The 22,070-nt window shown below is 56.0% G+C and carries 24 protein-coding genes; 17 read left to right on the top strand and 7 right to left on the bottom strand.

Annotated features, from left to right (window positions below):
- Window positions 1–270 precede the first annotated feature (270 nt).
- The gene (locus FO268_RS22275) at window positions 271–1,041 is read right to left on the bottom strand and encodes an NAD(P)H-dependent oxidoreductase (RefSeq protein ID WP_150995372.1); all 771 of its coding nucleotides are present in this window, start codon (window positions 1,039–1,041) and stop codon (window positions 271–273) included.
- Window positions 1,042–1,150: 109 nt separating this feature from the next.
- Here FO268_RS22275 and FO268_RS22270 point away from each other — a divergent pair, with 109 nt between their 5' ends.
- The 5 genes from FO268_RS22270 (at window position 1,151) to bla (ending at window position 4,697) form a co-directional block, all read left to right on the top strand.
- Entirely contained in the window at window positions 1,151–2,047 is an 897-nt protein-coding gene (locus FO268_RS22270) for a LysR family transcriptional regulator (protein WP_150995371.1), read from the top strand.
- Between the two features lie 217 nt (window positions 2,048–2,264).
- Window positions 2,265–2,600: an ArsR/SmtB family transcription factor gene (locus FO268_RS22265; RefSeq protein WP_150995370.1), complete on the top strand. Its 336-nt coding sequence runs from the start codon at window positions 2,265–2,267 to the stop codon at window positions 2,598–2,600.
- Window positions 2,594–3,064: an SRPBCC family protein gene (locus FO268_RS22260; protein WP_150995369.1), complete on the top strand. Its 471-nt coding sequence runs from the start codon at window positions 2,594–2,596 to the stop codon at window positions 3,062–3,064. The genes FO268_RS22265 and FO268_RS22260 overlap by 7 nt, the downstream gene beginning before the upstream one ends.
- A gap of 50 nt (window positions 3,065–3,114) precedes the next feature.
- On the top strand, window positions 3,115–3,750 hold the full coding sequence (locus tag FO268_RS22255) for a LysE family translocator (protein ID WP_150995368.1): 636 nt from the start codon (window positions 3,115–3,117) through the stop codon (window positions 3,748–3,750).
- Window positions 3,751–3,833: 83 nt separating this feature from the next.
- On the top strand, window positions 3,834–4,697 hold the full coding sequence (gene bla, locus FO268_RS22250) for a class A beta-lactamase (protein WP_150995367.1): 864 nt from the start codon (window positions 3,834–3,836) through the stop codon (window positions 4,695–4,697).
- A 34-nt stretch (window positions 4,698–4,731) separates the two neighbouring features.
- Here bla and FO268_RS22245 read toward each other — a convergent pair whose 3' ends face one another.
- Entirely contained in the window at window positions 4,732–5,064 is a 333-nt protein-coding gene (locus FO268_RS22245; protein WP_150995366.1) for a DMT family transporter, read from the bottom strand.
- Window positions 5,065–5,331: 267 nt separating this feature from the next.
- Between FO268_RS22245 and FO268_RS22240 the strand changes: the two genes are divergently transcribed.
- Both FO268_RS22240 and FO268_RS22235 read left to right on the top strand, forming a co-directional pair.
- Window positions 5,332–6,219: a GGDEF domain-containing protein gene (locus FO268_RS22240; RefSeq protein ID WP_150995365.1), complete on the top strand. Its 888-nt coding sequence runs from the start codon at window positions 5,332–5,334 to the stop codon at window positions 6,217–6,219.
- A gap of 177 nt (window positions 6,220–6,396) precedes the next feature.
- Window positions 6,397–7,212 carry a PEP-CTERM/exosortase system-associated acyltransferase gene (locus FO268_RS22235; protein WP_150995364.1) on the top strand — a complete coding sequence of 272 codons (816 nt, stop codon included), beginning with the start codon at window positions 6,397–6,399 and terminating at the stop codon, window positions 7,210–7,212.
- Here FO268_RS22235 and FO268_RS22230 read toward each other — a convergent pair.
- Entirely contained in the window at window positions 7,179–7,697 is a 519-nt protein-coding gene (locus tag FO268_RS22230; protein ID WP_191967037.1) for a host attachment protein, read from the bottom strand. The genes FO268_RS22235 and FO268_RS22230 overlap by 34 nt on opposite strands.
- Window positions 7,698–7,924: 227 nt before the next feature.
- Here FO268_RS22230 and FO268_RS22225 point away from each other — a divergent pair, with 227 nt between their 5' ends.
- The 10 genes from FO268_RS22225 (at window position 7,925) to FO268_RS22180 (ending at window position 16,996) form a co-directional block, all read left to right on the top strand.
- Window positions 7,925–8,935: a DctP family TRAP transporter solute-binding subunit gene (locus tag FO268_RS22225; RefSeq protein ID WP_150995362.1), complete on the top strand. Its 1,011-nt coding sequence runs from the start codon at window positions 7,925–7,927 to the stop codon at window positions 8,933–8,935.
- Between the two features lie 60 nt (window positions 8,936–8,995).
- On the top strand, window positions 8,996–9,490 hold the full coding sequence (locus FO268_RS22220) for a TRAP transporter small permease (protein WP_150995361.1): 495 nt from the start codon (window positions 8,996–8,998) through the stop codon (window positions 9,488–9,490).
- On the top strand, window positions 9,480–10,784 hold the full coding sequence (locus FO268_RS22215; RefSeq protein ID WP_150995360.1) for a TRAP transporter large permease: 1,305 nt from the start codon (window positions 9,480–9,482) through the stop codon (window positions 10,782–10,784). Before FO268_RS22220 ends, FO268_RS22215 begins: the two co-directional genes overlap by 11 nt.
- Window positions 10,785–10,809: 25 nt before the next feature.
- Complete coding sequence (locus FO268_RS22210; RefSeq protein ID WP_150995359.1) at window positions 10,810–11,160, top strand: DUF1622 domain-containing protein; 351 nt, start codon at window positions 10,810–10,812, stop codon at window positions 11,158–11,160.
- Window positions 11,161–11,219: 59 nt separating this feature from the next.
- Window positions 11,220–12,473, top strand: a complete 1,254-nt coding sequence (locus tag FO268_RS22205; protein ID WP_150995358.1) for an FAD-dependent oxidoreductase — start codon at window positions 11,220–11,222, stop codon at window positions 12,471–12,473.
- Entirely contained in the window at window positions 12,460–13,266 is an 807-nt protein-coding gene (locus FO268_RS22200; RefSeq protein WP_150995357.1) for an ion transporter, read from the top strand. The genes FO268_RS22205 and FO268_RS22200 overlap by 14 nt, the downstream gene beginning before the upstream one ends.
- Window positions 13,267–13,325: 59 nt before the next feature.
- Window positions 13,326–14,372 (top strand): NAD(P)H-dependent flavin oxidoreductase, encoded by a 1,047-nt coding sequence (locus FO268_RS22195; RefSeq protein WP_150995356.1) that lies wholly within the window; start codon window positions 13,326–13,328, stop codon window positions 14,370–14,372.
- Window positions 14,373–14,532: 160 nt separating this feature from the next.
- Window positions 14,533–15,171, top strand: a complete 639-nt coding sequence (locus tag FO268_RS22190) for an esterase/lipase family protein (RefSeq protein ID WP_150995355.1) — start codon at window positions 14,533–14,535, stop codon at window positions 15,169–15,171.
- Window positions 15,172–15,300: 129 nt separating this feature from the next.
- Window positions 15,301–16,092 (top strand): peptidylprolyl isomerase, encoded by a 792-nt coding sequence (locus FO268_RS22185; RefSeq protein ID WP_150995354.1) that lies wholly within the window; start codon window positions 15,301–15,303, stop codon window positions 16,090–16,092.
- A 145-nt stretch (window positions 16,093–16,237) separates the two neighbouring features.
- Window positions 16,238–16,996, top strand: a complete 759-nt coding sequence (locus FO268_RS22180) for a lipase secretion chaperone (RefSeq protein WP_191967036.1) — start codon at window positions 16,238–16,240, stop codon at window positions 16,994–16,996.
- 14 nt (window positions 16,997–17,010) lie between these two features.
- Here FO268_RS22180 and FO268_RS22175 read toward each other — a convergent pair whose 3' ends face one another.
- The 4 genes from FO268_RS22175 to FO268_RS22160 form a co-directional block, all read right to left on the bottom strand.
- Window positions 17,011–17,451: a universal stress protein gene (locus tag FO268_RS22175; RefSeq protein ID WP_150995352.1), complete on the bottom strand. Its 441-nt coding sequence runs from the start codon at window positions 17,449–17,451 to the stop codon at window positions 17,011–17,013.
- Window positions 17,452–17,568: 117 nt separating this feature from the next.
- Window positions 17,569–18,777: an efflux RND transporter periplasmic adaptor subunit gene (locus FO268_RS22170; RefSeq protein WP_150995351.1), complete on the bottom strand. Its 1,209-nt coding sequence runs from the start codon at window positions 18,775–18,777 to the stop codon at window positions 17,569–17,571.
- Between the two features lie 21 nt (window positions 18,778–18,798).
- A complete protein-coding gene (locus FO268_RS22165; protein WP_150995350.1) occupies window positions 18,799–21,177 on the bottom strand; it encodes an ABC transporter permease in 2,379 nt (792 codons plus the stop codon).
- Window positions 21,178–21,181: 4 nt separating this feature from the next.
- Entirely contained in the window at window positions 21,182–21,904 is a 723-nt protein-coding gene (locus tag FO268_RS22160; RefSeq protein WP_150995349.1) for an ABC transporter ATP-binding protein, read from the bottom strand.
- Window positions 21,905–22,070 lie beyond the last annotated feature (166 nt).

Genomic DNA, 22,070 nt, shown 5'->3' with positions numbered 1-22,070 from the left:
TCGGCTTGCTTGAGGATCGACAGGATCTGGCTGTCGGAAAAACGTGACTTCTTCATGCAGAATCTCCCTGCGTCTAGCTTACGGAAAATTCTACTTTTGATCACCGCTGTTTTTCGGGGGGATTACCTGTGGACACCCTGAGGGAACGCTTAACAAGCCCATGAACGCAGACAGCCAAAAACTTCGCTCCTTCGTCGCTCCACTTTCGGCTTCGGGTTATGGGCGGCGTAAAGCATACTTTTCTTCAGAGCGTTATTTTCTACACCTCGGTTAATTATCGATGTGAATGGCCAGCCCCGTCTTCCCTACAGCGATATGCTCGACGAGGATGTTTCGCTGATATTCTCCATCATTTTGACGACGGAACGGAATAGGTGGCTCATTGAAGAGGTTCTCCAGACGTAGACGCCAAGTAACTAATTCTCTTTCTATGCCAGTTTTGGACGGCTTTCCGGTCCCATAGACGGCATGAGTATGTAGTACATCCATGCCAGGAAAAAAGAGCGTGCCGTGTGTTATGGGAAATAACAATTCGTCCAAAGGGCCATTAATGCCACGGGGTGAATAATCATCCTCCGGTCCACCTACCATTACCGATAGTAGGGCACGTTTGCCTTTGAGAATACCGTCACCATAACGATAACGATTGCCTTCGCCTTTGTATCCATAGGCGAATCCGTAGGCATACACCCGGTCTATCCAGCCTTTGAGAATAGCTGGCATACCGAACCACCAAAGAGGAAAATGAAATATAACAGCGTCGGCGGCAAGTAACTTCTGTTGTTCCGCAGTGACATCCTCTGTTTGCTGGTTGGTTGTATAAGCATGTTCGGACTCTTGAAGAAAGGCTAGCTGGTCGCTGTTGACGCGGTTGGGAAAATCGCGTTCGTCGAAAGTGGCTTTCCAGTCCATGCCATAAAGATCTGACTGCAGCACGGTGTGGCCTTGCTGCTCCAGCGTTTGTACCGACTGGGCAACAAACTGGCGGGTCAACGATGTGGGTTCCGGGTGCGCATATACGATCAGTACCGTTTTTGGCATTCCATTCATCCTATAGTCAGATTCGCGAGTGGGAGTGGATACGGTACGTAGTGTGCGCAAAAACAAGCTATCAGTGAAATTGATTGTTTTCTGGCTTACCATCTGAAATATGGATACCAAACGACTAGATCTCAATTTGTTGGCAACACTGGAAACTTTGCTTGAAGAGCGAAATGTCACCAGGGCTGCAGCGCGTCTGCATCTTAGTCAGCCCGCCGTCAGCACTCAGCTGAGCCGTCTGCGGGAGATGTTCAACGATCCGCTGCTGATTCCGGCTCACCGCGGGATGATACCAACCGCTAAAGCTCTGGAGTTACGCGCCCCGTTGCGTTTTGCACTGGATCAGGTGCGGGATACGCTGACAGCGCATCAGCACTTTGACCCTGCGGAAGCGAAGCTGACAGTCACGATTGCTTGTACGGACTACCTTCAAGCAGTCATCGGTTTGTCGATTATCAAAGAGCTGAGACGACAAGCACCTAGCATTAGGGTGGCGATACGAAACCTGGAACCGCCCCGGCTGGAGGCTCAGATGGCGTGTGGTGAGGTGGATCTTGCTCTTATGACGCCGGAAGAGGCGCCCCCGACCTTACGGGCCAGACAACTGTACGATGAAGTCTATGTGCTGGTCGGACGCCCGGATCATCCGCATATTAGTGACAAGATGACCATTGAAGATTATGTCCAGCTTGAACATGTAGTTGTTTCGCTCAGTGGGGGTGATTTTTCCACACCGGTGGATCAAGTTTTGAAAACACTGGGCTATACGCGCAACGTTGTGCTATCGGTCGCTTCGTTCCTGTTCATCCCCGAGGTCGTTGCCGAGTCACACCTTGTGGCACTCGTACCGCGGCGTTTGGTCGCGGGTCGTACCGACCTAAAACTGGTTGAGCCTCCCCCGATATTAAAGGGGTTCACTGTTGGTATGGTGTGGCATGAGCGAAATCACGGACACAGTGCGCATCGCTGGGTCCGTGAGCAAATAGGGAATACAGTTTCTTATTGAAACGACAAATTAGTTTGCTGCATTTCCTGGCTCGCACCACGTCATCTGCTGCGACGTTTAACGTTTCACTTAACTAGGGCTGTTATCTCACAGACCCGCGCCCCGGTACGCCACTGTGCTCCACGTATTATCTGTTTCCGCAGCTCGCGAGCACCATCCAATAGATAGTTTGCCGTATGGCATACTATCGATTATAGTTCTCCATATGGAAAACTATATGACATCTCTCGATCAAGCATTTCATGCTCTGTCTGATCCGACAAGGCGAGCAGTCATCCAACGACTTATCGGTGGTCCAGCTACTGTAAAACAGTTGTCTGAACCGTTTTCTATGGGCCTTCCTTCTTTCATGAAGCACATCAAAGTGCTTGAAAAAAGTGGGCTTATCAGCTCTCAAAAAACGGGGCGTACTCGCACATGCCAGATCGAGCCAATCCAGTTAACAGCTGCGGAAAAGTGGCTCTCAGAACAGCGAGCTATCTGGGAGGATCGGACTGATCGGCTAGCTGACTACGCCGAATCACTTGCGGCTAAGGAGCATATGAAATGTTAAATGGAAACTCCAAACTTACTATCTCTCGCGTCATTCAGGCTCCACGTTCCATTGTCTGGAAAGCCTGGTCTGAAAAGGAACATTTCGAGCAGTGGTGGATTCCGGAGCCAATCAAATGCAAAGTCGTTAAAATGGATATGACGCCAGGCGGTGCTTTTGAAACCCTGATGAGTGAAAACGGTGAAGATTTTCAGCCCCATGTAGAAGGTTGTTTTCTAGATATTGTTCCTGAAAAACGTATTATTTTCACGACTGTTTTAACCGAGGGGTGGAAGCCAATTGATCCCTGGTTGGCTATGACCGCCATTATCACTATGGAAGATGCTGATAAGGGCACCAAGTATACTGCCCAGGCACTACATAAGAATCCGGAGGACAGCAATAAACATCTGGAAATGGGGTTTGAGGAAGGCTGGGGAACAACCATAGATCAACTGGAAAAGCTGACCATGAAGCTGGCTTAGCTTAATTTTTTGGCGGGAAGGACTGTTGTCAGGGACATAGGGGCGTCGAAATGTTTGAGTACACAATAATTCACTGGGTGACATTTCTTGCTGCAGCGGCTCTGCTAAATCTTTCCCCGGGCCCGGATATCGCTTTCATTTTAGGGCAAACCTTGCGCAACGGACGCCAACATGGGTTCGCGGCGATGCTCGGTATTTGGACAGGTGCGGCGTTGCATGTCGCGATCGCAGCGGTCGGGCTATCGGCGATCCTTGCCACGTCCGCCCTGGCGTTCTCTATTGTTAAGTGGGTAGGCGCGGCATATTTGATATGGCTTGGCATCAGAATGCTTCTATCGCGTGGCGGCTCTTTGGTGCCCAGCGAGGGTGTCAGCCATCAACGAATACATTCAATTTATTGGCAAGGAGTGTTGGTAGCTGCACTTAACCCGAAAGTCGCCGTATTTTTCCTGGCATTCCTGCCCCAGTTTGTCGTGGAGGGTGCTGGCCCTGCCTGGGCTCAGTTATTGTTGCACGGTAGCCTGATCATTGTTGTCGCGGCTTTTATAGAGCCGCCTTTGGTTATGCTCGGGTCAAAGCTGGGGGATTTCTTGAGACAAAACCAGCGAGTTGGCTTATGGATGGATCGAGGCCTTGGAGCGTTGTTCGTCGCCTTGGGTGTGCGCCTTGCAGCCAGTACCAGGTAATGTTGGGGGCCAATTATTTTAAAGGGTCAGGCAAACGGGCAGTTCAAAAGACAGGCCCTGACAAATCTGTGAGAATGCATTCAATGAAAAAGGTTTTAACTTTTCTTCTCCTATTATTGCCGTCAGTAGTACTCGCTGAAGCTAACGATTCTGTTGTCGCAGCTTTAGATCGAATGGCTGAGGAGCTGGATGCTCGTGTAGGTTTCTCCGCTTATGATCTGGAGACAGGGCAGCGTTGGGAATATCAGGCTGACCAGAGGTTTCCTCTGTTGAGCACGTTTAAAACTCTCGCTTGTGCCGAATTATTGTACCGAGCCGATGAAGGGGAGGTGCCGTTAAGCAGAGAAGTAAGTTTTTCGGACCCAGATTTGTTGACCTATTCTCCCGTCACCGAAAAATTTGCGGGCCGTCAAGCAATGACACTTTCAGAGTTGTGCGAAGCAACCCTTGCTACGAGCGACAACACCGCCGCCAATTTGATTTTGCGAGCTCTGGGCGGGCCTGAATCAATTACGACCTTCGCTACTTCTCTGGGGGACGATGTAACCCGGCTTGATCGTTGGGAGACGGAACTTAATGAGGCGCAGCCGGGCGACCCCAGGGATACAACCACTCCAAACGCGATGGTGAGTAATATTCAGAGATTGCTGTTAGGCGAAGTGTTATCTGTAGCGTCCAGAAGGCAGCTACGCAATTGGCTAGAAGGAAATCAGGTAGCGGATGGCCTGTTTCGGGCGGCTGTGCCTGAAGGCTGGGTTGTTGCAGATAGAACCGGGGCTGGTGGTTTTGGATCGAGGTCGATAACGGCCGTAATGTGGCCACCGGAGCGTCAGCCTATTGTTGTCGCACTCTATATTACGGAAACAGAATCTTCCTTGTCAGAGCGAAATGAAGCGATTGCAAAAATAGGTGCAGTGATAGTGGAGGCAGTGGGTCAGGGGAATTGAAGTATAACTCCCCGTTCCCACTCAGCCTGATAACTTAGTGTACAGTAGCCTTCGAGAACAGGTTAATCACCGCAACACCGGTGATGATCAGCGCCATACCAATCACACTGGCGGCATCCAGCGTTTGCCCGTAAATCAGCCAGCCGATAAACGCTACCAGCACAATACCCAGCCCCGCCCAGATGGCATAGGCCAGGCCCACCGGGATTTCCTTCAGTGTGATCGAGAGGAAGTAAAAGGCAATGGCATAGCCTGCAATCACCAGCAGGCTGGGCCCGAGTTTGGTAAACCCTTCGCTGGCTTTCAGCCCACTGGTTGCCACCACTTCTGCAACGATGGCAATGCCAAGAAATAACCAACTTTTCACAGTGAATCTCCAGTGCCGCTTTAAATTGGGAAGCAGACGATACCAGTCCTCAACGCCGCCTGACAGGGTGGTAATAGAAAAGGCGAAGCGCCCGCTGCCACTGGCTTTATATGCCCAAGGGAGTGAGAATGGAGTACCTCTCAATTTTAGAGCTGAGTGTCCTGGCGAGTTGTGCGTCAACGCCATCGAAACCGTCCTGTGTCAGTCAGTCGAGTTAGTAACAGCCTCGACTGGCTTTCAGGTGCCTCCATTGAAGGAGCGTTTCCAATGCTCGACAAAGATCACCTGATACTCTCCTCCCAGCCACCGCTTCGTGTGAGCCTGCTTTGCGCACTTATCCTGATTGTTGTTGGTATTACCGATTACTTAACAGGTTACGAGATTGCGTTCTCACTTTTTTATCTTGCTCCTGTAGGCATCGCAGCTTGGTGCCTGAGCCGACCTATGGCTATCTTTGTAGCCTTGTTGGCGGCTTTCATGTGGTTGTTGGTCGACTATACGTCTGGTTATCCCTATAGCCACCCGGCAATCACCTACTGGAACGCTGCGGTTCGCCTGAGCTTTTTTGTTCTCACCGCTTATCTGATCTCAACAATTCGATTACTCCTTGAAACTCAAACATCCCTTGCCCAGTTGGATGGCTTGACCGGACTTATGAACGGCCGGACGTTCGCACAAGCCTGTAGCTCTGTTTTCAACCTTTCCCGCCGCCATGGCCACACTACTACGCTGGGCTATATGGATATAGACGGTTTCAAGGGCGTGAACGACTCGCTTGGCCACACTGTTGGCGATGAAGTTCTCAAGGCGGTTGGCAACACTTTGGCCATTAGGCTCAGGGGTTCCGATATGGGCGCTCGACTGGGAGGTGACGAATTCGCCATATTGCTGCCTGAAACCACTATGGCGGGTGCACGCAGCTTTTTCACCGAGCTGCACACCGAGCTTGTTAATCTGGCAGTTCGCAATAACTGGCCAATAGGCTTCAGTTTGGGGGTAGCCGTGTTTCGTTCTCCGCCCGGGAGCTCGAATGAAGCTGTTCGGCAGGCGGATGAGTTAATGTACAAGGTGAAGCGCTCAGGTACGAACAGCATACAATTTGCTGAATTCGGTGAGAGGCGCCCCGTTTCTGATGGTCAGGTCGACAAGGCTTGATCGACATTTACAAAGTTCGGCGATCCCCGCCAGAATGGCTTAGCCCGCAAACATCAACTACGCTTTTCCCATGATCAATGAAGAAAGCCGCTGTCCCTTGCTGTCCCGGCGTACTTTTGATCCACATGGCCTATGCAGTACTACACTTCCCGCGAGGGGGGATCGGAGGACTTGCTCATGCCTGCACACTCTTCATTTCCGGACAAAGACCAAGATCCCACAGCTTCGAGGGAAACCGAAAACCTCAGCGACATCTTCAAGTCCTTTTTCGAGATTGAGGTCGCCACCACCGAGGAAATGGTGAATAAAGTCTTTGAAGTCCGGTACCAGGTTTACTGTATCGACAGACCCTTTGAAGACCCCAGTCAATTTCCCGACAAAAGGGAACACGATGCTTACGATCCGCGCTCGGCTCATGCCTTGATCCGGCATCGCGGAACCGGAGATAGCGTCGCAGTTGTTCGGCTGGTTATGGCGGGCTATAACCCGGAGCAGTCAGACTTCCCCATGGAAGGACCATCGGTCCACAGAATGAGCCAGCAAGCCCAGGACACGATTGCGGCGACTCCCCGGCAGCACATGGCCGAGATTTCCAGAATGGCGGTAAGCCGGGAATTTCGCCGCCGCCTCAACGAACAGGAATCACCCACGGGTGTTACTGATCAGACCTGCTACGCCGATGCCGAGGGCGGCAGGCGCGCCATGCCCTATATCAGCCTGGGCCTGTTCGCCGCTATCCTGCGGATGTCGGTCAAACACAACGTCACACACTGGATGGCGGTAATGGAACCGGCTCAATTGCGTTTGTTAAAGCGTTTTGGTGTGGAGTTCGACCACGTCGGACCGGTAATGGAGTATCACGGCCTCCGCCGGCCTGCCTTCACCGAAGCGGCGTCCCTGATCAATGGGATCCTCCGGCGCCGCCCCGATGTCTGGAAGTTGATCACCGAATCAGGTCGTTATTTGCCGCCCACACCGGGCCGCTTTGCCTGAGGCAGAAAGCCATCGTCCGCCAGCTTTGAATGCAGTTCCTGAGGCTTTAGGTGCGCGAGATCCTTGTCCACCTCGGTCAGCGTTACCTGGCCGGTCGGTAGATCGTCGAGCTCCGGTCTCAGAACACCGAGCATCTGGCTTTCGGCACAGAGTACCAGACGGCTGACGTTCTTATCGCTGATGACCTGCTTCACATCGGCCACGATCTCTTGGGCAAACTTGCGGTTGACCTGATGTTCGCGTTTGTCGCGGTGTTCGTCGTAATTGTGGTGCGGTACAGCCGTGCCCTGGCCTCCCTGGTGCTCACGCTGCGCCCCGCGGCTATCGCTCCAGATCTCACTCTCACTCGCCGTGTGTTCCGGGTTGGAGAGGGTCTTATATTCCGTCAGGTATGGGGACCGTTCCAATTCCGGTGTATCAGAGGATTCCAGCGTGAAAATCCGCGCTTTCGCTAGCTCTGCTGCAACGACACAGTACTCAGCCATGTTGTGCCTCCAAGTTTGTTCCCTCATAACTTTCCAGCCACTGGTGAACTGCTTTCCGGAAGCTGGCCCATAGGTCAAATGTTTGGTTGGGGGGAAGATATTTCAAGGTCTTTCGTCTCTGGCTCCGTTTATTGCCTTCCGAAAGGTCCATTCCTATACTCGCTTAGCGGGTCGCTGCCTGATCAGCGCAACAAGCCGCCTAACTCCAATAAAAAAGGGAAAACAACATGTTGAAACGTTGCACATTTCTGGCTGCTGCGGCGGCAACGTTACTGTTCAGTGCCACCGCTCATGCTCAGTACAAGGATGAATACACCGTCTCCACCGTTCTTCCGTCTGCCTTTCCCTGGGGCCAGGCTGCCGACAAGTGGGTAGAACTGGTGAAAGAGCGCTCAGACGGGCGTATCAACATGAAAATCTACAGCAACTCCCAGTTGGTCTCCGGTGACCAGACCAAGGAGTTTTCGGCTATGCGGTCCGGGCTGATTGATATGTCGGTTGGCTCCACCATCAACTGGTCGCCGCAGGTGCCTGAACTGAACCTGTTCTCCCTGCCTTTCCTGATGCCGGATTATGCAGCTATCGATGCGATCACCCAGGGAGAGGCCGGCGAGGCCATCTTCGCTGCCATCAAGAAACGCGGTGTGACACCGCTGGCGTGGGGCGAGAACGGCTTCCGCGAACTGTCCAATTCCAAGCTGACCATCGACGAGCCAGGCGATCTGGATGGCCTTAAGATCCGCGTTGTTGGCTCGCCGCTGTTCCAGGATACCTTCACTGCGCTGGGCGCCAACCCGACACAGATGAGCTGGGCCGATGCCAAGCCGGCTCTCACTACCGGTGCGGTCGACGGCCAGGAAAACCCGCTGTCGGTCTTCGATGTGGCGCGTATCGACCAGGTGGGCCAGAAGTATCTGACCCGCTGGCACTATATGGCGGACCCGCTGGTGTTTGCCGTCAGCAACAGCATCTGGGATCAGTTCAGCCCGGAAGATCAGGAACTGCTGAAGCAGGCGGCTGTGGATGCCGGTGAGTGGGAGATCGAGAAATCCCGTAGCGAAATCGATGAAACCCTGGCTGCCATCAAGGATCGGGGTGTGGAAGTTACCGAACTGACGGATGAGCAACGCGACGCCTTTATGAAGGCCACTCAGTCCGTGTACGAAAAATGGACTCCGCGCATTGGCGAAGATCTGGTCAAGCAGGCAAAGGACGCGGTCGCCAACCGCAACCAGTAACAGGGGCCTGCCCAGGCGCCCGTCACCTTCGGTGGGCGCTGTTTTTGAACCGGAGTTACCATGCCGTCCCGTCCCCCCAAGTTCCGGCCCGATGCCTGGCTGGCAACCATTGCCCTGGTAGCGATCTGCCTGATCAGCCTGGGTAATGTGATCGTGCGCTACGCGACAGATGCTTCGTTTGCCTTTACCGAGGAATTCTCGGTGTTCTTTCTGGTAATACTTACCTTTGGGGGTGCGGCGGTGGCCGCGCGCCATAACCAGCACATCCGCATCGAACTGATTGAACACTTTCTCCCGCCGTGGGGGCAAAAGGTTGTCTTTGTGTTGCAATGGCTGGGTGGTGTGACTGTGCTGGGGATCATGACCTGGTTCGGCAGCACCTTTGCCCTGCAGGAATACCAGTGGGAATCGCTGTCTCCGGGGTTGGGGTTGCCCAACTGGGTGTATGTGGTTTGGTTGCCTCTGTTATCCGTTGCCATCATCATCCGCATGACTCAGAACCTCGTTGACCGCCTGCGCGGCAAGGAAGACCCGGAGGTCATCCATGAGTCCTGACTTGCTGATGATTGGCAGCTTCTTGCTGGCGTTGTTGCTGGGCATGCCGGTAGCGATTGCCCTCGGCCTGGGCGGGGTGGTGGGTATCGTGGCTGGCCTGCCACCCTCGATGCTGGGGACCTTCGGCACCAACACCTATAACAGTGTGGCCAAGTACCCGCTGATTGCGATTCCCCTGTTTATCCTGACCGGCCTGATTTTCGAGCGCGCGGGTGTTGCTGCAAGCCTGGTGCGCTTTGCCCAGTCGATTATCGGCCCGCGACATGGCGGCCTGACGGTGGTTGCGGTCATTGTCTGCCTGATCATGGGCGGCATGAGCGGTTCTGGCCCGGCAGATGCGGCTGCAGTCGCCATGGTAATGCTACCGAGCATGCAGAAAGCCGGGTATCCGAAGCCGTTTTCGGCGTCACTCATTGCCGCCTCATCCTCCACGGCGATTCTGATTCCGCCCTCCATTGCGCTGATTCTCTATTCCATCGTGGTGCCCGGCGTGGACCTGCGGGCCCTGTTTGCGGCGGGTATTTTTCCGGGCATCCTGGCGGGAGTCTCCCTGCTGGCACCGGCACTGTACTTTGCCAGGAAATACCGTTGGGAGGACCCGGAAGCGGTCGAGCGCCCGCCGTTCTGGCCAAGTTTCAGGGCAGCGCTACCAGCCTTGTTTGCACCGGTGATCATTCTTGGCGGCCTCCGTTCAGGCCTTTTCACGCCCACCGAGGCGGCGGTGGTTGCAGTCGCCTACGGGGTGGTTGTCGGTTGCGTGCTGTATCGCAATCTCAGCATCCGCAACCTCTGGAGCCTGATGACGGAAGCTGCTGTTACCTCCGGTGTGGTCATGTTTATCATCGCACTGGCGGGCATCTTCGCCTGGGCGGGCACCACGCTGGGAACCTTCCAGCACCTGGCGGATGCCCTGTTATCCCTGTCTGAAAATGGCTGGGTGTTGCTGGGGCTGGTGATGGTACTGGTGCTCATCGCCGGCATGCTGCTGGATGCGATCTCTATCTACCTGATCCTGATCCCGATTGTGCTGCCGCTGATGACCCATTTTGGCTGGAACCCGATCTGGTTCGGTATTCTGTTGGCGATGAACATCGCCATTGGCCAGTTTACACCGCCGGTGGCCGTCAACCTGATGGTCACTACGCGGATTGCCAACATCCGTCTGGAACACACTATAGGCTGGGCAATGATCTTTGTTGCCGCCATGGCCGTCAGCCTGGTACTGGTGATGCTGGTGCCGGGTATTGCGCTGTGGTTGCCGGAGAAGCTTGGCTATGTGGTTGGGCCATGGTAGCCCGGCCGTCAAATAAGGAATTGATGTGATTGACTTCATTGCACCTTTGGCAGCTTGGTGCGCTGCACTTATTGAAGCCATAGGCATTGCTACGATCACGCTGTTTGCGCTATACGCGTTGTATAACGCGACGACTAGTGTGCTGAAAAAGGATGACAACGATTCGATTTTCCAGGAGCTTCGCCAGTCACTGGGTCGTGGCATATTGCTTGGGCTTGAATTCCTCATTGCCTCGGACATCATATATACAGTCGCCGTTGAGTTGACGTTTGAGACAATCGGAGTGTTGGCGATCGTTGTTGTCATACGTACGTTCCTGAGTCTGACTCTGGAAGTAGAGATGTCCGGTAAATGGCCCTGGCAGGGTAAGCAGTAGAAACGCAGGTAGCGCGCCTATTCAGGAGTTAGGGAACGAATTTCAGACGAGGGTCCGGGATGACCTACTCAATTGCAGTGATCGGTAGTGGTATGGCGGGACTGGCAGCGGCCTATCGGGCGCGTTGCGCGGGCCACGATGTGACCGTATTCGAAGCCAGCGAAAACCATGGTATGGACGCCCACGCCCTCACGGTGGACGGCGGCCTGGTGGATGTCCCCCTGCGGGTAATGAGCCCCGACGCCTGGCCGAGTGTGCTCCAGCTCGCCAAAGAGGTGGGTGTGGGCACCTTCGACGTGAATACCCACGCTTCCTGCAGCTGGACTGATCGCCATACGTGGTTTCGCAGCGGGGAAGTGCCGGTTCTGGGCTGGCCCTTTATCGGCTCGTGGCGATATCTGGGGTTCCGTGCTCTGCGAATGGGCCAGGGCATCTGGCAACTGGCGCGCCTGACCCGCAAGCTCGAACACCAGAATAGCGATGCCACTCTGGCTGAAATCCTGCAACACCACAACTTCGACCCGCTTTTCTGGCGTGGGCTGGTGCTGCCCATTCTCACTACCATCTGCACCTGCGAAGAAAAACACCTGCTCAACTGGCCTGCGGCGCAGCTGCTTTCCTTGCTCCACGGCATCCTCCATGGCTCTGGACTCTGCCGCCTCAAGGGTGGCGCTCCGGCATTGGTCCAGGCCCTGGCCTGTGACCTGCCACTGTATTCCGGCAGCGCTGTGGCACAGGTTAAAGAAGGTACCGATGGCGTGAAGGTCTTTAACGAACGGGGCGAGGGCGGAGTGTTCGACCGGGTGATCGTCGCTGCCCAGGCCAATCATCTGAGCTTTCTGGATGACACCCAGTTTGGTAACGAACGGGAATTGCTGGAAAACATCACGTTCGACTCGGGTGAATTATGGGTCCATCGGGATCCACGTTTCACGCCCATCAGGCAACGGGACTGGGCCGCGCTGAACTTCCAAATGGATAAAGCGTTGGATAAACCCATGTTCACCGTCTGGGTCAATTCGGTGGAACCCACCCTCAAGGACTGCGCTCCGGTATTCCAGACCTGGAACCCGCTGTTCGAACCGGACCCGGGCACCGTGCTCACCCGGGTGCCAATGGAGCGCGCCGTCGTTCATCCCGGCACCGCCCGTATCCACGATGCGCTCGCTCAATGGCACAACCAGCCCGGCCGCAGAGTCTTCTTTTGCGGCTCCTGGGCCTACGAAGGTGTGCCGTTGCTGGAATCCGCCGTGCGCTCGGCCAATGCCGTGGTGGAGGCAATCAACGAAGGGAGGTCGGATGAGAGACGATGAACCCACGGACGTGGAGGAGCTGAAGCGAGAAAGATACGAGCTGCTCCAACGATTGGAAGGCTGGCTGGAAACGCCGATGCTGGTTCTGGCATTCGTATGGCTGGTGTTATTGATAATCGAGCTGGTTCGGGGTGAGAGCATGCTGTTTTATGTTCTTGGCACGGTTATCTGGGTGGTCTTCATTATCGATTTCGCTGTGAAGTTGGTCCTGGCCCCGGACAAGGCTGGTTATCTCAAAAGTAACTGGTTGACGGCGATTGCGTTACTCCTTCCCGCGCTGCGGATTTTTCGCATCTTCCGCGCCTTCCGGCTGCTTCGCCTGGCCAGGGCAGGGCGGAGCTTGCGGCTGGTTCGCGTTGTCAGTTCCCTGAACCGCGGGATGAAGGCTCTGGGTGCGAGCCTGAGCCGCAGGGGCTTCGGATATGTGATAGCGCTTACTGTGCTGGTGACACTCGCTGGGGCTGCCGGGATGTATGCGTTCGAGAACGAGGTTCCAGGCGGCCTGAACAGCTACGGCGAGGCCCTGTGGTGGACAGGCATGATCATGGCGACGATGGGGTCGGAGTACTGGCCCCAGACCATTGAGGGCCGCGTACTGTGCGTTTTTCTCGCACTGTATGCTTTCGGGGTATTCGGTTATGTGACAGCGGCGCTGGCTACCTTTTTCGTGGGTCGCGACGCCGACAGTAACGACGCGGAGTTGGCAGGGGCCAGACAACTGGCCGAGATGCGGGATGAAGTGAGTGCGTTGCGGGATGAGATCCGGGCGTTAACGAGACAACGACGAGTTTAAGGATCACTCGTGTAAGACAGCAGCGCTGTTGCGACGAATATTTAGCTACGGGATAAAACATGACGATTCAGACATTGCTGGGTATTGACTACCCCATCATCCAGGCGCCGATGGCCGGTGTGCAGGGACATGAGCTGGCGGTGGCGGTGTCCAACGCGGGAGGTCTCGGCTCGCTGCCCTGTGCCATGCTCAGCCCTGAAGGTTTGCGCAACGAACTGACGGCACTGACGAGCCAGACCACCAGGCCGTACAACGTCAATTTCTTCTGTCACGTGCCGCCCGAACCCAGCGCCGAGGCAGAGCGCCATTGGCGGCGAGCCCTTGCACCTTATTTCGATGAGTTCGGTATCGATCCCGATACAATCTCCTCGCAAGCGGGTAGGTCGCCATTCAGCGCCGAGATGGCCGAGGTGCTGGCGGAGTTCAGGCCGCCGGTTGTGAGCTTTCACTTCGGCCTGCCTGCGCCTGATCTGATGGACCGCATACGAGGGTGGGGCGGAAAGATACTGTCGACCGCCACAACGGTGGACGAAGCGCTCTGGCTGGAAGCGCAGGGCGTTGATGCAATCATCGCACAAGGGCTCGAGGCCGGTGGGCATCGCGGATTCTTCCTGTCCAAAGACCCTAGTGCCCAGGTGGGCACCTTTGCCCTGCTTCCGCAGGTGGTAGCGGCGGTGAAGGTCCCGGTGGTCGCCGCTGGCGGTATTGCCGACTTCAAAGGCGTACAGGCTGCGATAGCGTTGGGGGCTGCCGGAGCGCAGATTGGCACCGCGTATTTGTTGTGCCCCGAAGCCCAGACCAAGCCAGTGCACCGCGCTGCCCTCAAGTCAGAGACCAGCCGTATTACCGCACTGACGAATCTGTTCAGTGGTGGGGCGGCTCGGGGTATCGTGAACCGCGTAATGCGTGAACTGGGGCCGATGAGCTCCAGCGCTCCGGCTTTTCCCCTGGCGTCAGCCGCCATTGCTCCGTTACGCGCAAAGGCCGAAGCGAAAGGGAGCGGTGATTTTTCGCCCTTGTGGGCCGGGCAGAATGTCAGTGGCTGCAAAGAGGTTCCAGCGGCAATTCTTACGCGGGAGCTGGCGGGTTGTGGAGGGCCTTCATAATTGTTCAACCACTGTGATGCGCTTCACGTTTCGTCGTAGCATCCCCCATTCGGGGGATACCTGAATATTCAGGGTTGGCCTATTTTTGATCAGCAGGAGTGGATTCACTCCGTGCACGTTGATCCAGAGTTCAAAATAAATACAAGAAAGGACAACCCCTATGACGAAACCGATGAAAAAGCTGTCTATGCTGGCCCTGCTGGCATCTCTGTTGTTTGCTGGTCCTGTATACGCGGCCTGCAATGCAAACCCCATCATATTTGTTCATGGCTACTCAGGCTGGAAATCCCAGTTTGATACGATGATCAACCGCTTCAAGAATGATGGTACACCGGCCTGTGCGTTGTACAAGTTCGGGTATAACAGCCTCGGCAAAAGCAACAAGACCAGCGCCAGAGAACTGAAATCATTCGTCAACAACATCCGGCCCAACCACGGTTACCGAAAGGCGAAGATTATCGCTCACTCCAATGGTGGCCTTGTCTCGCGCTGGTACCGGGTATTTGAGGGTGGCTCTTCAGCGACCAACCGCCTGGTCACTCTCGGAACTCCACACAAAGGCACCTCCTGGGCTTATGCCTGTTTCAGCCCCGCCTGTTTTGAAATGCGTTATAACTCCTCATTCCTGCAGTCTCTCGCCGGGCGTGGTTGTGATGTGTCCCTGTGGTCTGCACTGGATGAAATTATTATCCCTCAAACCAATGCGAAGTGTGGCAACAGCCTCCGGACATCCAGTGTGGGCCACCTGACCCTGATGGTCTGGAAGGGCGTCTACAATGATGTAAGACGCTTTCTGTAAGGGTAAAACCGTTTTTGTACTCTGATCAGCATGAATCAGGGCAGGGAAGTCCGGGTGAGCAAGCCAGTCTGACTGACTTGCTCATTTCAGTTCAGGGAGCAGGCTACTCACTTCAAACAGAGGCGATTAATGAAAGCCGTTATCCTCATCCTTCTGTTCAGCACCTTGGCGGTTTTTAGCAGCGCCACTCAGGCTGAAAAACAGACAGAGTCCGGCGTTTTCGCCGTGGTCAACGGTAGCCCTTTGAGCATGGACCTTTACCGTTTCCTGCTGGGGTCCAGAGAACAGGAAAGCATTGACAGACAAGCCCACGAAAGTGGTTTCGATGCGGAAATGCATCGCCAGCAGGCTGCTGAAGATCTGGTGATGACCGAACTGCTGGCACAACAGGCAACACGCATGGGCATGCATGAAACAGAGCAGGTGAAAGCCGAAATGGCGATGGCAGAGAAAACCCTGCTCGCGCAGCTCTACGTCAAGCAGCTGATGGATACGATAGAGATCGATGAGTCTGAGATACGTCGTTATTATGACCAACAGATTGAACAGGCCATGTATCGCTTTATGATCTGGCAAACGCCCGATCAGGCTCGCTCAGTGGAAATTCTCGAGGCTCTGAAAGCTGGGGAGGACGCAGGTACCAGTGAGCAGAATGTCATTGAGACGCCCTGGCTTCGGGACACGGACATCGCTCCGGAAGTGAACGACATGGTACGCCGGCTGGACGTCAACGCTTTTGCGCAGAAGCCGGTTTTCCAGGACGGTGTCTGGAAAGTGGTGCAGGTCATCGACAAACAGGTCATGTCGAAGCACGCCTATGAAGAAGAACGCGAGATTATCAAAGCGGAACTGGCGCGCCTGAAGCTGGATGAGAAACTTGAAGAGCTCGCCGACGATGCGTCAATTGTGTTCAATGAGTGAAAAACACAGTTCAAAAGGGAAAAAGGCGAGGTACGCAATACTCGGATTGGGTGTTGCTGGCCTGCTCCTTGCCTACATGTTTGCCGCTCCTTGGGGGACTACCCCGCCTTCTGAGAGCGTGAATGCTCAGCAGGAACAGGCTGCGGTGGCTTCTTCTCATGACGCTGCGGCGAATGAAGGGCGTAGCGCTGTGGCTGACCCTCCTGTCGCTACCATAAATCCCAGAGCCCCCGACACAGAAACGGATTCCGAGCTGCAGGAGGCTGATCTCGAACACTTGAGTGACGTGTTCATCAATAGTGTATACCCGTTGTTCCAGTATGATTTTCCATTGAACAACGAGGGCCTTTCCGCCATCAATGCTTTTGTTGCCAGTATGCCGCAAGACTTGAGCGGCGACGACCTGAACGCCATCTCCACCATGATCGAAACCCAGCTTGCCAGTCCGGAAGCGGAGGACCTGGCTTTCATCATCACCCATCTTTATCGGTTGGAGCAGGAGGAAGCACGAATCACGCGTGAACGCTCGCCGGTGACTACGATGGAAGATCAACTGGAAGTACAGGAGCAATTGTCACAACTACGCGAGCAGTGGTTTGGGCCGGAACTTTCAGCAGTGCTGTTTTCGGGCGAGGACGATGCTCAGGCCCAGGCGGAAACCGTGCACGATGCCGAAGGGGCTGAAGAGTTGCCAGAATCCTTGGTTGATGAACAGTCTGAACTTGCGGCTATCGAGAGTGCCTGGGAGCAGAGATACCAGAAGTTTCTGGTGGAAAAACAGGTAATAGAGCGGGCTGGTCTGGACCAGGCCGAAAAAGGCAGACAGATTGATGCCCTGATGCGGCAGCACTACACGGCCCGGGAACTCAAGGCCGCGAAAGCATTTGATCAGTCGCGGGAGTAGTGCCAGGCCAGAGGTTATTCGCTTACTACAGTTACTGGCCCGTGCGCATGCCGGACGACTTTCTCACTGATGCTGCCCAGAGTCAGGCTTCGCACCGTTGAATGACCACGCCTTCCCAATACCATGTGAGCGCCAGGATTGGCCTCCAGGTATTCGATGATCTCGTGAGCCGGTTCCCCTTTCAGCAGGACCTCTTCCGTCGGCTCGACTTTTCCGCCCACCGCTTCTTTCGCGGCATCGAATACTTTGCGCCCGTAATTCTTTTGTTCTTCCTCGAGGTCACTGGGCCAGACGCCGCTGACGACCATCCGCTCTACCTTTGAACCCGGAAATACAGTGAGGAGCTTGAGCGGGTGCCCGGTTGCATTTGCAAGATCGGCTGCCATTTGTGCCGCCTTTAATGATTGCTCTGATCCGTCGCAAGCGACCACGATGCTTTGAGTAACGTTGGCCATAATCTGATTTCCCTTCCTACTGGATGTATAACCAACCTAACACTGATGGGTACGCCGTATGATTGACTCAAGTCATACGCGCTAATGGTTTGTGATCCTGTCAGAGGGCTCAGGCCGTTACCTGATCCGAATGTGGTCCCCATCACTCAGCTCCCGGCCAGGATGACGGACTACGCGGTCGTTCTCGGTCAGCCCACTCTCTAAGGCTGTCATCAAGCCGTTGCTGCGGCCTGTTGCTACCGGCTGCACGACGACCTGTTCGTCGTCAATCAGGAAGACGGCAGGCTGGCCGTCGTGTTGGAAAACGGCGGATGACGGTACCTGGAGCACGTCCGCCGATTGCCAGAGGATGAACTCGGCGTCCACGCGGTAACCGTCTCCCAGCATCTCCCAGCGTTCGCGGGGGGTAACCATATCGGCTATTACCCGGACGCGCTGCTCTTCCACACCGAGGGCGGAAATGTCTTCAAAACCGACTGGCTCCACTCGCCGAACCACGGCCTCCAGCAGGGTTCCGCCCCAGCCACTGAGGCGTGTCTGGGTGCCGGGTTCCAGCTTTACGGCATCAAAGCTGAGCACATCCACGACCACTTCCAGGGCGCCGGGGTCGCCAAGCTCCAGAATCGGCTCTCCCGCCTGGATGACGCCTTCGCTTTTGCGTGGAACATTCAGTACCCGGCCGTTCACCGGTGACCTGACTGCCAGCCGTTCCGCCGGTTGCTCACCTTCGGATCTTGCTGCGGAAATTTCCAGGCGGGTCCTGGCTGCGGCCAGTTCGTGGGCGGCGACTTCTTCATCAAAGCGGGCGGAACGCAGTATGGCCTGGGTACGGGCGGCGGTAGACCGGGCCTGTTGCAGGCGTTCCCGGGATACAAAATCGGAACGGTCAAGGCTGAGCAGCCGCTGATACTCTGTTTCAGCCAGCTCAGCGTCGGCGGCGGCTGCCTGGGTTTTCTGGCGGATGGAGTTCTGAGCCGAGCGTGCAGCTTCAACCCGCGCTTCTGCTTCCGCCCGGCTGCGTGCGTCCAGAACGCTCACGGGCATCGGGTCCACCTCGGTCAGCAACTCGCCGGGGATGACCGGGTCGCCGACGTCCAGCTCCACCCGGTGCAGGTAGCCAGTCACTGGCGAGGAGATCACATAGCGGTCTTTCACGCGTGTTTTCCCTTCTTCTAGTATGGTGACCTCCATGGGGCCCCGTTGCACCGTGGCCAGATCTACCCAGACCGGTTCCGGGCGAAGAATATACGCCACAACAAGGATGGCCAGTGCCCCCAGGACCGCCCAGAACAGCCATTTGCCCGCCATGTGCTTACGTTCCGCCATCAACCATCGTCCTGTTTCTGTTTATTCCCGGGTTTTCAGCACTGCCACCAGATCCAGTTTACGCAAGCGCCACCAGGTAATGAATCCGGATACCAGGGCAGACACGATCACTACATTGGCCGCAAGAGCCAGGGTTCTGCCGGTGATAATCAACGGTACCCGGTAAAGTTCTGTTTGCATCATGGTGACCACCAGACTTGCCAGGCCGTGGCCGATGGCCCAGCCCAGAGGAATGCCAAGTATAAGCAGGATGGCCAGTTCACCAAGAAGAATATGAGCCACTTCGTTGTGGCTGTAGCCCAGTACTCTCAGGCTTGCCAGATCCCGCCCACGTTCCGCCAGGGAGATGCGCACGGTGTTGTAGATGACGCCAAAGGCGATAATGCCACCCAGCAGGCTGATAACCAGCGTATAGGTAAGGAAGGTTTTTGCCAGCGTTTCAAAGAAGCTGTCCAGCATCGCCTGGCGAACATTAACGGCCATTACCCGCGGGGTATCCCGCAGGTCCTGATAAACGGTTTCTGCTTGCTCTGGCTCAAGGTTCATCAGCACCTGGTTGACCACATTCCCTTCTTTCAGCGCCCGGTTCATGGCGACCAGGTTCATGTAGGCCCCCACCCCGAGGAATTCGCTGGTTACTCCGGCAACCTGCAGATTCAGCACGGGGCGATGGCCTTCCAGTATCCGGACCTGTACGGAGTCACCGGCGGAAAGTCCCAGCCGGGCCGCCAGGAAGTCAGTCAGCAGCAGCCCGGCAGGCGGTATTGGCACCTTGTTAAGGTGTTCATCCACGACGAACTGCAACCGTGCGTCACCAGGAATGCCCGTCAAGGCCGTTCGCCACTGCCGATGGCCATTGACCAGTTCTACCGCCACTAATCGCCGGCCCTCGGTGTAGCGCACGCCGGGTTGTCGCGTCATTCCGTACATCGCAGACTGGTTAACCGGGTCGGTCAGGCTGACGGTGAGGTCCTGTTGCTGAACGCGGGCAAACTGGGTGTGTACCATCAGCGAAACAGAGCTGAACTGGAAGTTGCCCACCATCACAATGGCTGTGGCCATGGCGATGCCTGTTACAGACATTGCGGCACGGGCCGGGCGCCGTGCCAGTTGGCGCACGATCATGCGGGAAGGCTGGCTGAACCGAATCCATGACAGCACGCGCTCAGCAATGGTTACCCGATAACTTGCCGGGGCCTCCGGCCTCATCGCTTCGGCCGGGGGCAGGGAGGCGGCACTGCGGATAGCGCGCCAGCCTCCGAGCCAGGCCACCACAAGGGTTGTCAGGCCCAGCAGCAATATCCACCAGGGGCTGATGCGGAACAGCAACTCGGGAAACCGGTAGAACTCCATGTAAAGCTCGCCCAGCGCCCGGCCCAGCCACATGCCTGCCAAAGTGCCTATCAACAGGCCAACAAAAGCAATGGCGAGCACCAGTTGGCTGTAGTGCCAGCCAATCTGCCAGTTGCTGTACCCAAAGGCCTTCAACACCGCAATGACGTCCCGCTGGGTGCTGATCAGCCGGGTGATAACCACATTGAGCAGGAACATCGCCACTGCCATGAAGATGGTGGGGAACACGAACGCCATGGTTTTCAACTGATTCAGTTCATCGTTCAGGAAGCGGTGGGAAAACTGGTCTTCCCGGGCGTAGGCGCCGGTGCTTCCGTAGGGCTCCAGTAAACGGTCGAGCAAATCGATCACACCAGCGACCGGTACGGACGGATCAACCTGCAACACCAGGCTGTTGAAGGCGCCACGCATGTCCATGGCCGATGCCAGTGCTTCCCGGGCCATCCAGAGCACGCCGTAGCGTTCGTAGTCCGGTAGCATCCCGCCCGGAGGAATAACGTAAATGAACTCCGGAGACTCCACGATCCCCACCACGGTGAGGCTTTGACGCCGGCCGTTTATGATTGCCCCCAGCCGGTCGCCGGGGCGGAGATCGTGGGCGTCCGCAAAACTGCCGATCACTGCCACTTCATCGCTGCGTGCTGGGTGGGGCAGCCGACCGTGGCGCAGGTAAACCCGGTTGACGTCCGGTTGCCCTTCAGGCGGCAATGACACCAGGCGGGCGGACGCAGGATCACTGAAGCCGGGGACTTCCAGCTTGGCGACGCCTTCCACTCTTCCGCTGGCGCGGGTTACGCCGGGAATGTCTACCACCCGCTGGAGCACATGCCGGGGCGCGCGCTTCAAGGTGGCGAACACATCGGCAAACTGGTGTTCCTGGTAGTACTGGGTTCGGGTTGCTGTCAGCGAGGAATAGTTCACCAGTGACAGCAGGCATACGGCAATCCCGCCGGCAATTACCAGGGCAATAGCCAGGGTCTGGCCCCGCATCTGCCACAGTTCTCTGCGCAGTTTGGTGTGGAGGGCATTGGGGCGGAAGAGCGGCATGGCGTTACCAGCTCAGGTTCCGCGGGTCCTGCCGCGTGGTATTACGGTATTCACCGCTGATGGTGCCGTCAGACAGGGTTATGACACGGTCTGCCATCTGGGCAATAGCTGCGTTGTGGGTGATGATCACGGTGGTGGTGCCGGTTTCGCGGTTAGCGGTATTCAGCGCGGCCAGAACGAGGGTGCCGGTGGCAGAGTCCAGGGCACCGGTAGGCTCGTCGCACAGTAGCACTTCCGGGCGCTTGGCAATCGCTCGGGCAATAGCCACCCGTTGTTGCTCCCCTCCGGAGAGCTGAGCGGGGAAGTGGTCCATACGCTGTGTCAGCCCCACCAGCTCCAGCGCTGCTTCCGGGCTCATCGGGTTGCGGGCGATTTCGGTAACGGCAATAACATTTTCCCGGGCGGTCAGGCTGGGGATCAGGTTGTAAAACTGAAACACGAAACCGACGTAGTCCCGGCGATAACGGGTCAGTTCCCGGTCTTTTGCCTGGCTCAGATCGATGTTCTGGTACTTCACCTCCCCACTGGTGGGCACGTCCAGCCCGCCAAGGATGTTCAGCAGGGTGGATTTGCCGGAGCCAGAGGCCCCAAGCATCACCACAAGTTCGCCCGAAAAGAGGTCCAGATTCACTCCTCGCAAGGCATGCACCTCCACCTCTCCCTGATGATAGGTCTTGGTCAGCCCGGAGGTGTGGAATACCGGCAGGTCGGAGGTGGGTCTATCCATGTAACAGGCCTTTGCCCTGAAATGGTTCGCGGCTGCAGCGGTAATCCCCCCATTTTTAGCGGGGTTCAAAAGTAGACCTTAGGCCATCATGGCCAACTTCTGTTGAGGGGTAATCCCTCCGAGTCCCATATTGGGTCGTTCGTGATTGTAGTGCCAGAGCCAGCGA

This window comes from Marinobacter denitrificans (genome assembly GCF_008795955.1).
GTDB lineage: Bacteria > Pseudomonadota > Gammaproteobacteria > Pseudomonadales > Oleiphilaceae > Marinobacter > Marinobacter denitrificans.
This window is presented reverse-complemented; position numbering and strand designations above follow the sequence as displayed.

Bases quoted from the DNA above. Each gene is read 5' to 3' on its own strand.
- FO268_RS22275 (WP_150995372.1), bottom strand. From the start codon at position 1,041: ATGCCAAAAACGGTACTGATCGTATATGCGCACCCGGAACCCACATCG.
- FO268_RS22270 (WP_150995371.1), top strand. From the start codon at position 1,151: ATGGATACCAAACGACTAGATCTCAATTTGTTGGCAACACTGGAAACT.
- FO268_RS22265 (WP_150995370.1), top strand. From the start codon at position 2,265: ATGACATCTCTCGATCAAGCATTTCATGCTCTGTCTGATCCGACAAGG.
- FO268_RS22260 (WP_150995369.1), top strand. From the start codon at position 2,594: ATGTTAAATGGAAACTCCAAACTTACTATCTCTCGCGTCATTCAGGCT.
- FO268_RS22255 (WP_150995368.1), top strand. From the start codon at position 3,115: ATGTTTGAGTACACAATAATTCACTGGGTGACATTTCTTGCTGCAGCG.
- bla (WP_150995367.1), top strand. From the start codon at position 3,834: ATGAAAAAGGTTTTAACTTTTCTTCTCCTATTATTGCCGTCAGTAGTA.
- FO268_RS22240 (WP_150995365.1), top strand. From the start codon at position 5,332: ATGCTCGACAAAGATCACCTGATACTCTCCTCCCAGCCACCGCTTCGT.
- FO268_RS22235 (WP_150995364.1), top strand. From the start codon at position 6,397: ATGCCTGCACACTCTTCATTTCCGGACAAAGACCAAGATCCCACAGCT.
- FO268_RS22230 (WP_191967037.1), bottom strand. From the start codon at position 7,697: ATGGCTGAGTACTGTGTCGTTGCAGCAGAGCTAGCGAAAGCGCGGATT.
- FO268_RS22225 (WP_150995362.1), top strand. From the start codon at position 7,925: ATGTTGAAACGTTGCACATTTCTGGCTGCTGCGGCGGCAACGTTACTG.
- FO268_RS22220 (WP_150995361.1), top strand. From the start codon at position 8,996: ATGCCGTCCCGTCCCCCCAAGTTCCGGCCCGATGCCTGGCTGGCAACC.
- FO268_RS22215 (WP_150995360.1), top strand. From the start codon at position 9,480: ATGAGTCCTGACTTGCTGATGATTGGCAGCTTCTTGCTGGCGTTGTTG.
- FO268_RS22205 (WP_150995358.1), top strand. From the start codon at position 11,220: ATGACCTACTCAATTGCAGTGATCGGTAGTGGTATGGCGGGACTGGCA.
- FO268_RS22200 (WP_150995357.1), top strand. From the start codon at position 12,460: ATGAGAGACGATGAACCCACGGACGTGGAGGAGCTGAAGCGAGAAAGA.
- FO268_RS22195 (WP_150995356.1), top strand. From the start codon at position 13,326: ATGACGATTCAGACATTGCTGGGTATTGACTACCCCATCATCCAGGCG.
- FO268_RS22190 (WP_150995355.1), top strand. From the start codon at position 14,533: ATGACGAAACCGATGAAAAAGCTGTCTATGCTGGCCCTGCTGGCATCT.
- FO268_RS22185 (WP_150995354.1), top strand. From the start codon at position 15,301: ATGAAAGCCGTTATCCTCATCCTTCTGTTCAGCACCTTGGCGGTTTTT.
- FO268_RS22175 (WP_150995352.1), bottom strand. From the start codon at position 17,451: ATGGCCAACGTTACTCAAAGCATCGTGGTCGCTTGCGACGGATCAGAG.
- FO268_RS22170 (WP_150995351.1), bottom strand. From the start codon at position 18,777: ATGGCGGAACGTAAGCACATGGCGGGCAAATGGCTGTTCTGGGCGGTC.
- FO268_RS22165 (WP_150995350.1), bottom strand. From the start codon at position 21,177: ATGCCGCTCTTCCGCCCCAATGCCCTCCACACCAAACTGCGCAGAGAA.
- FO268_RS22160 (WP_150995349.1), bottom strand. From the start codon at position 21,904: ATGGATAGACCCACCTCCGACCTGCCGGTATTCCACACCTCCGGGCTG.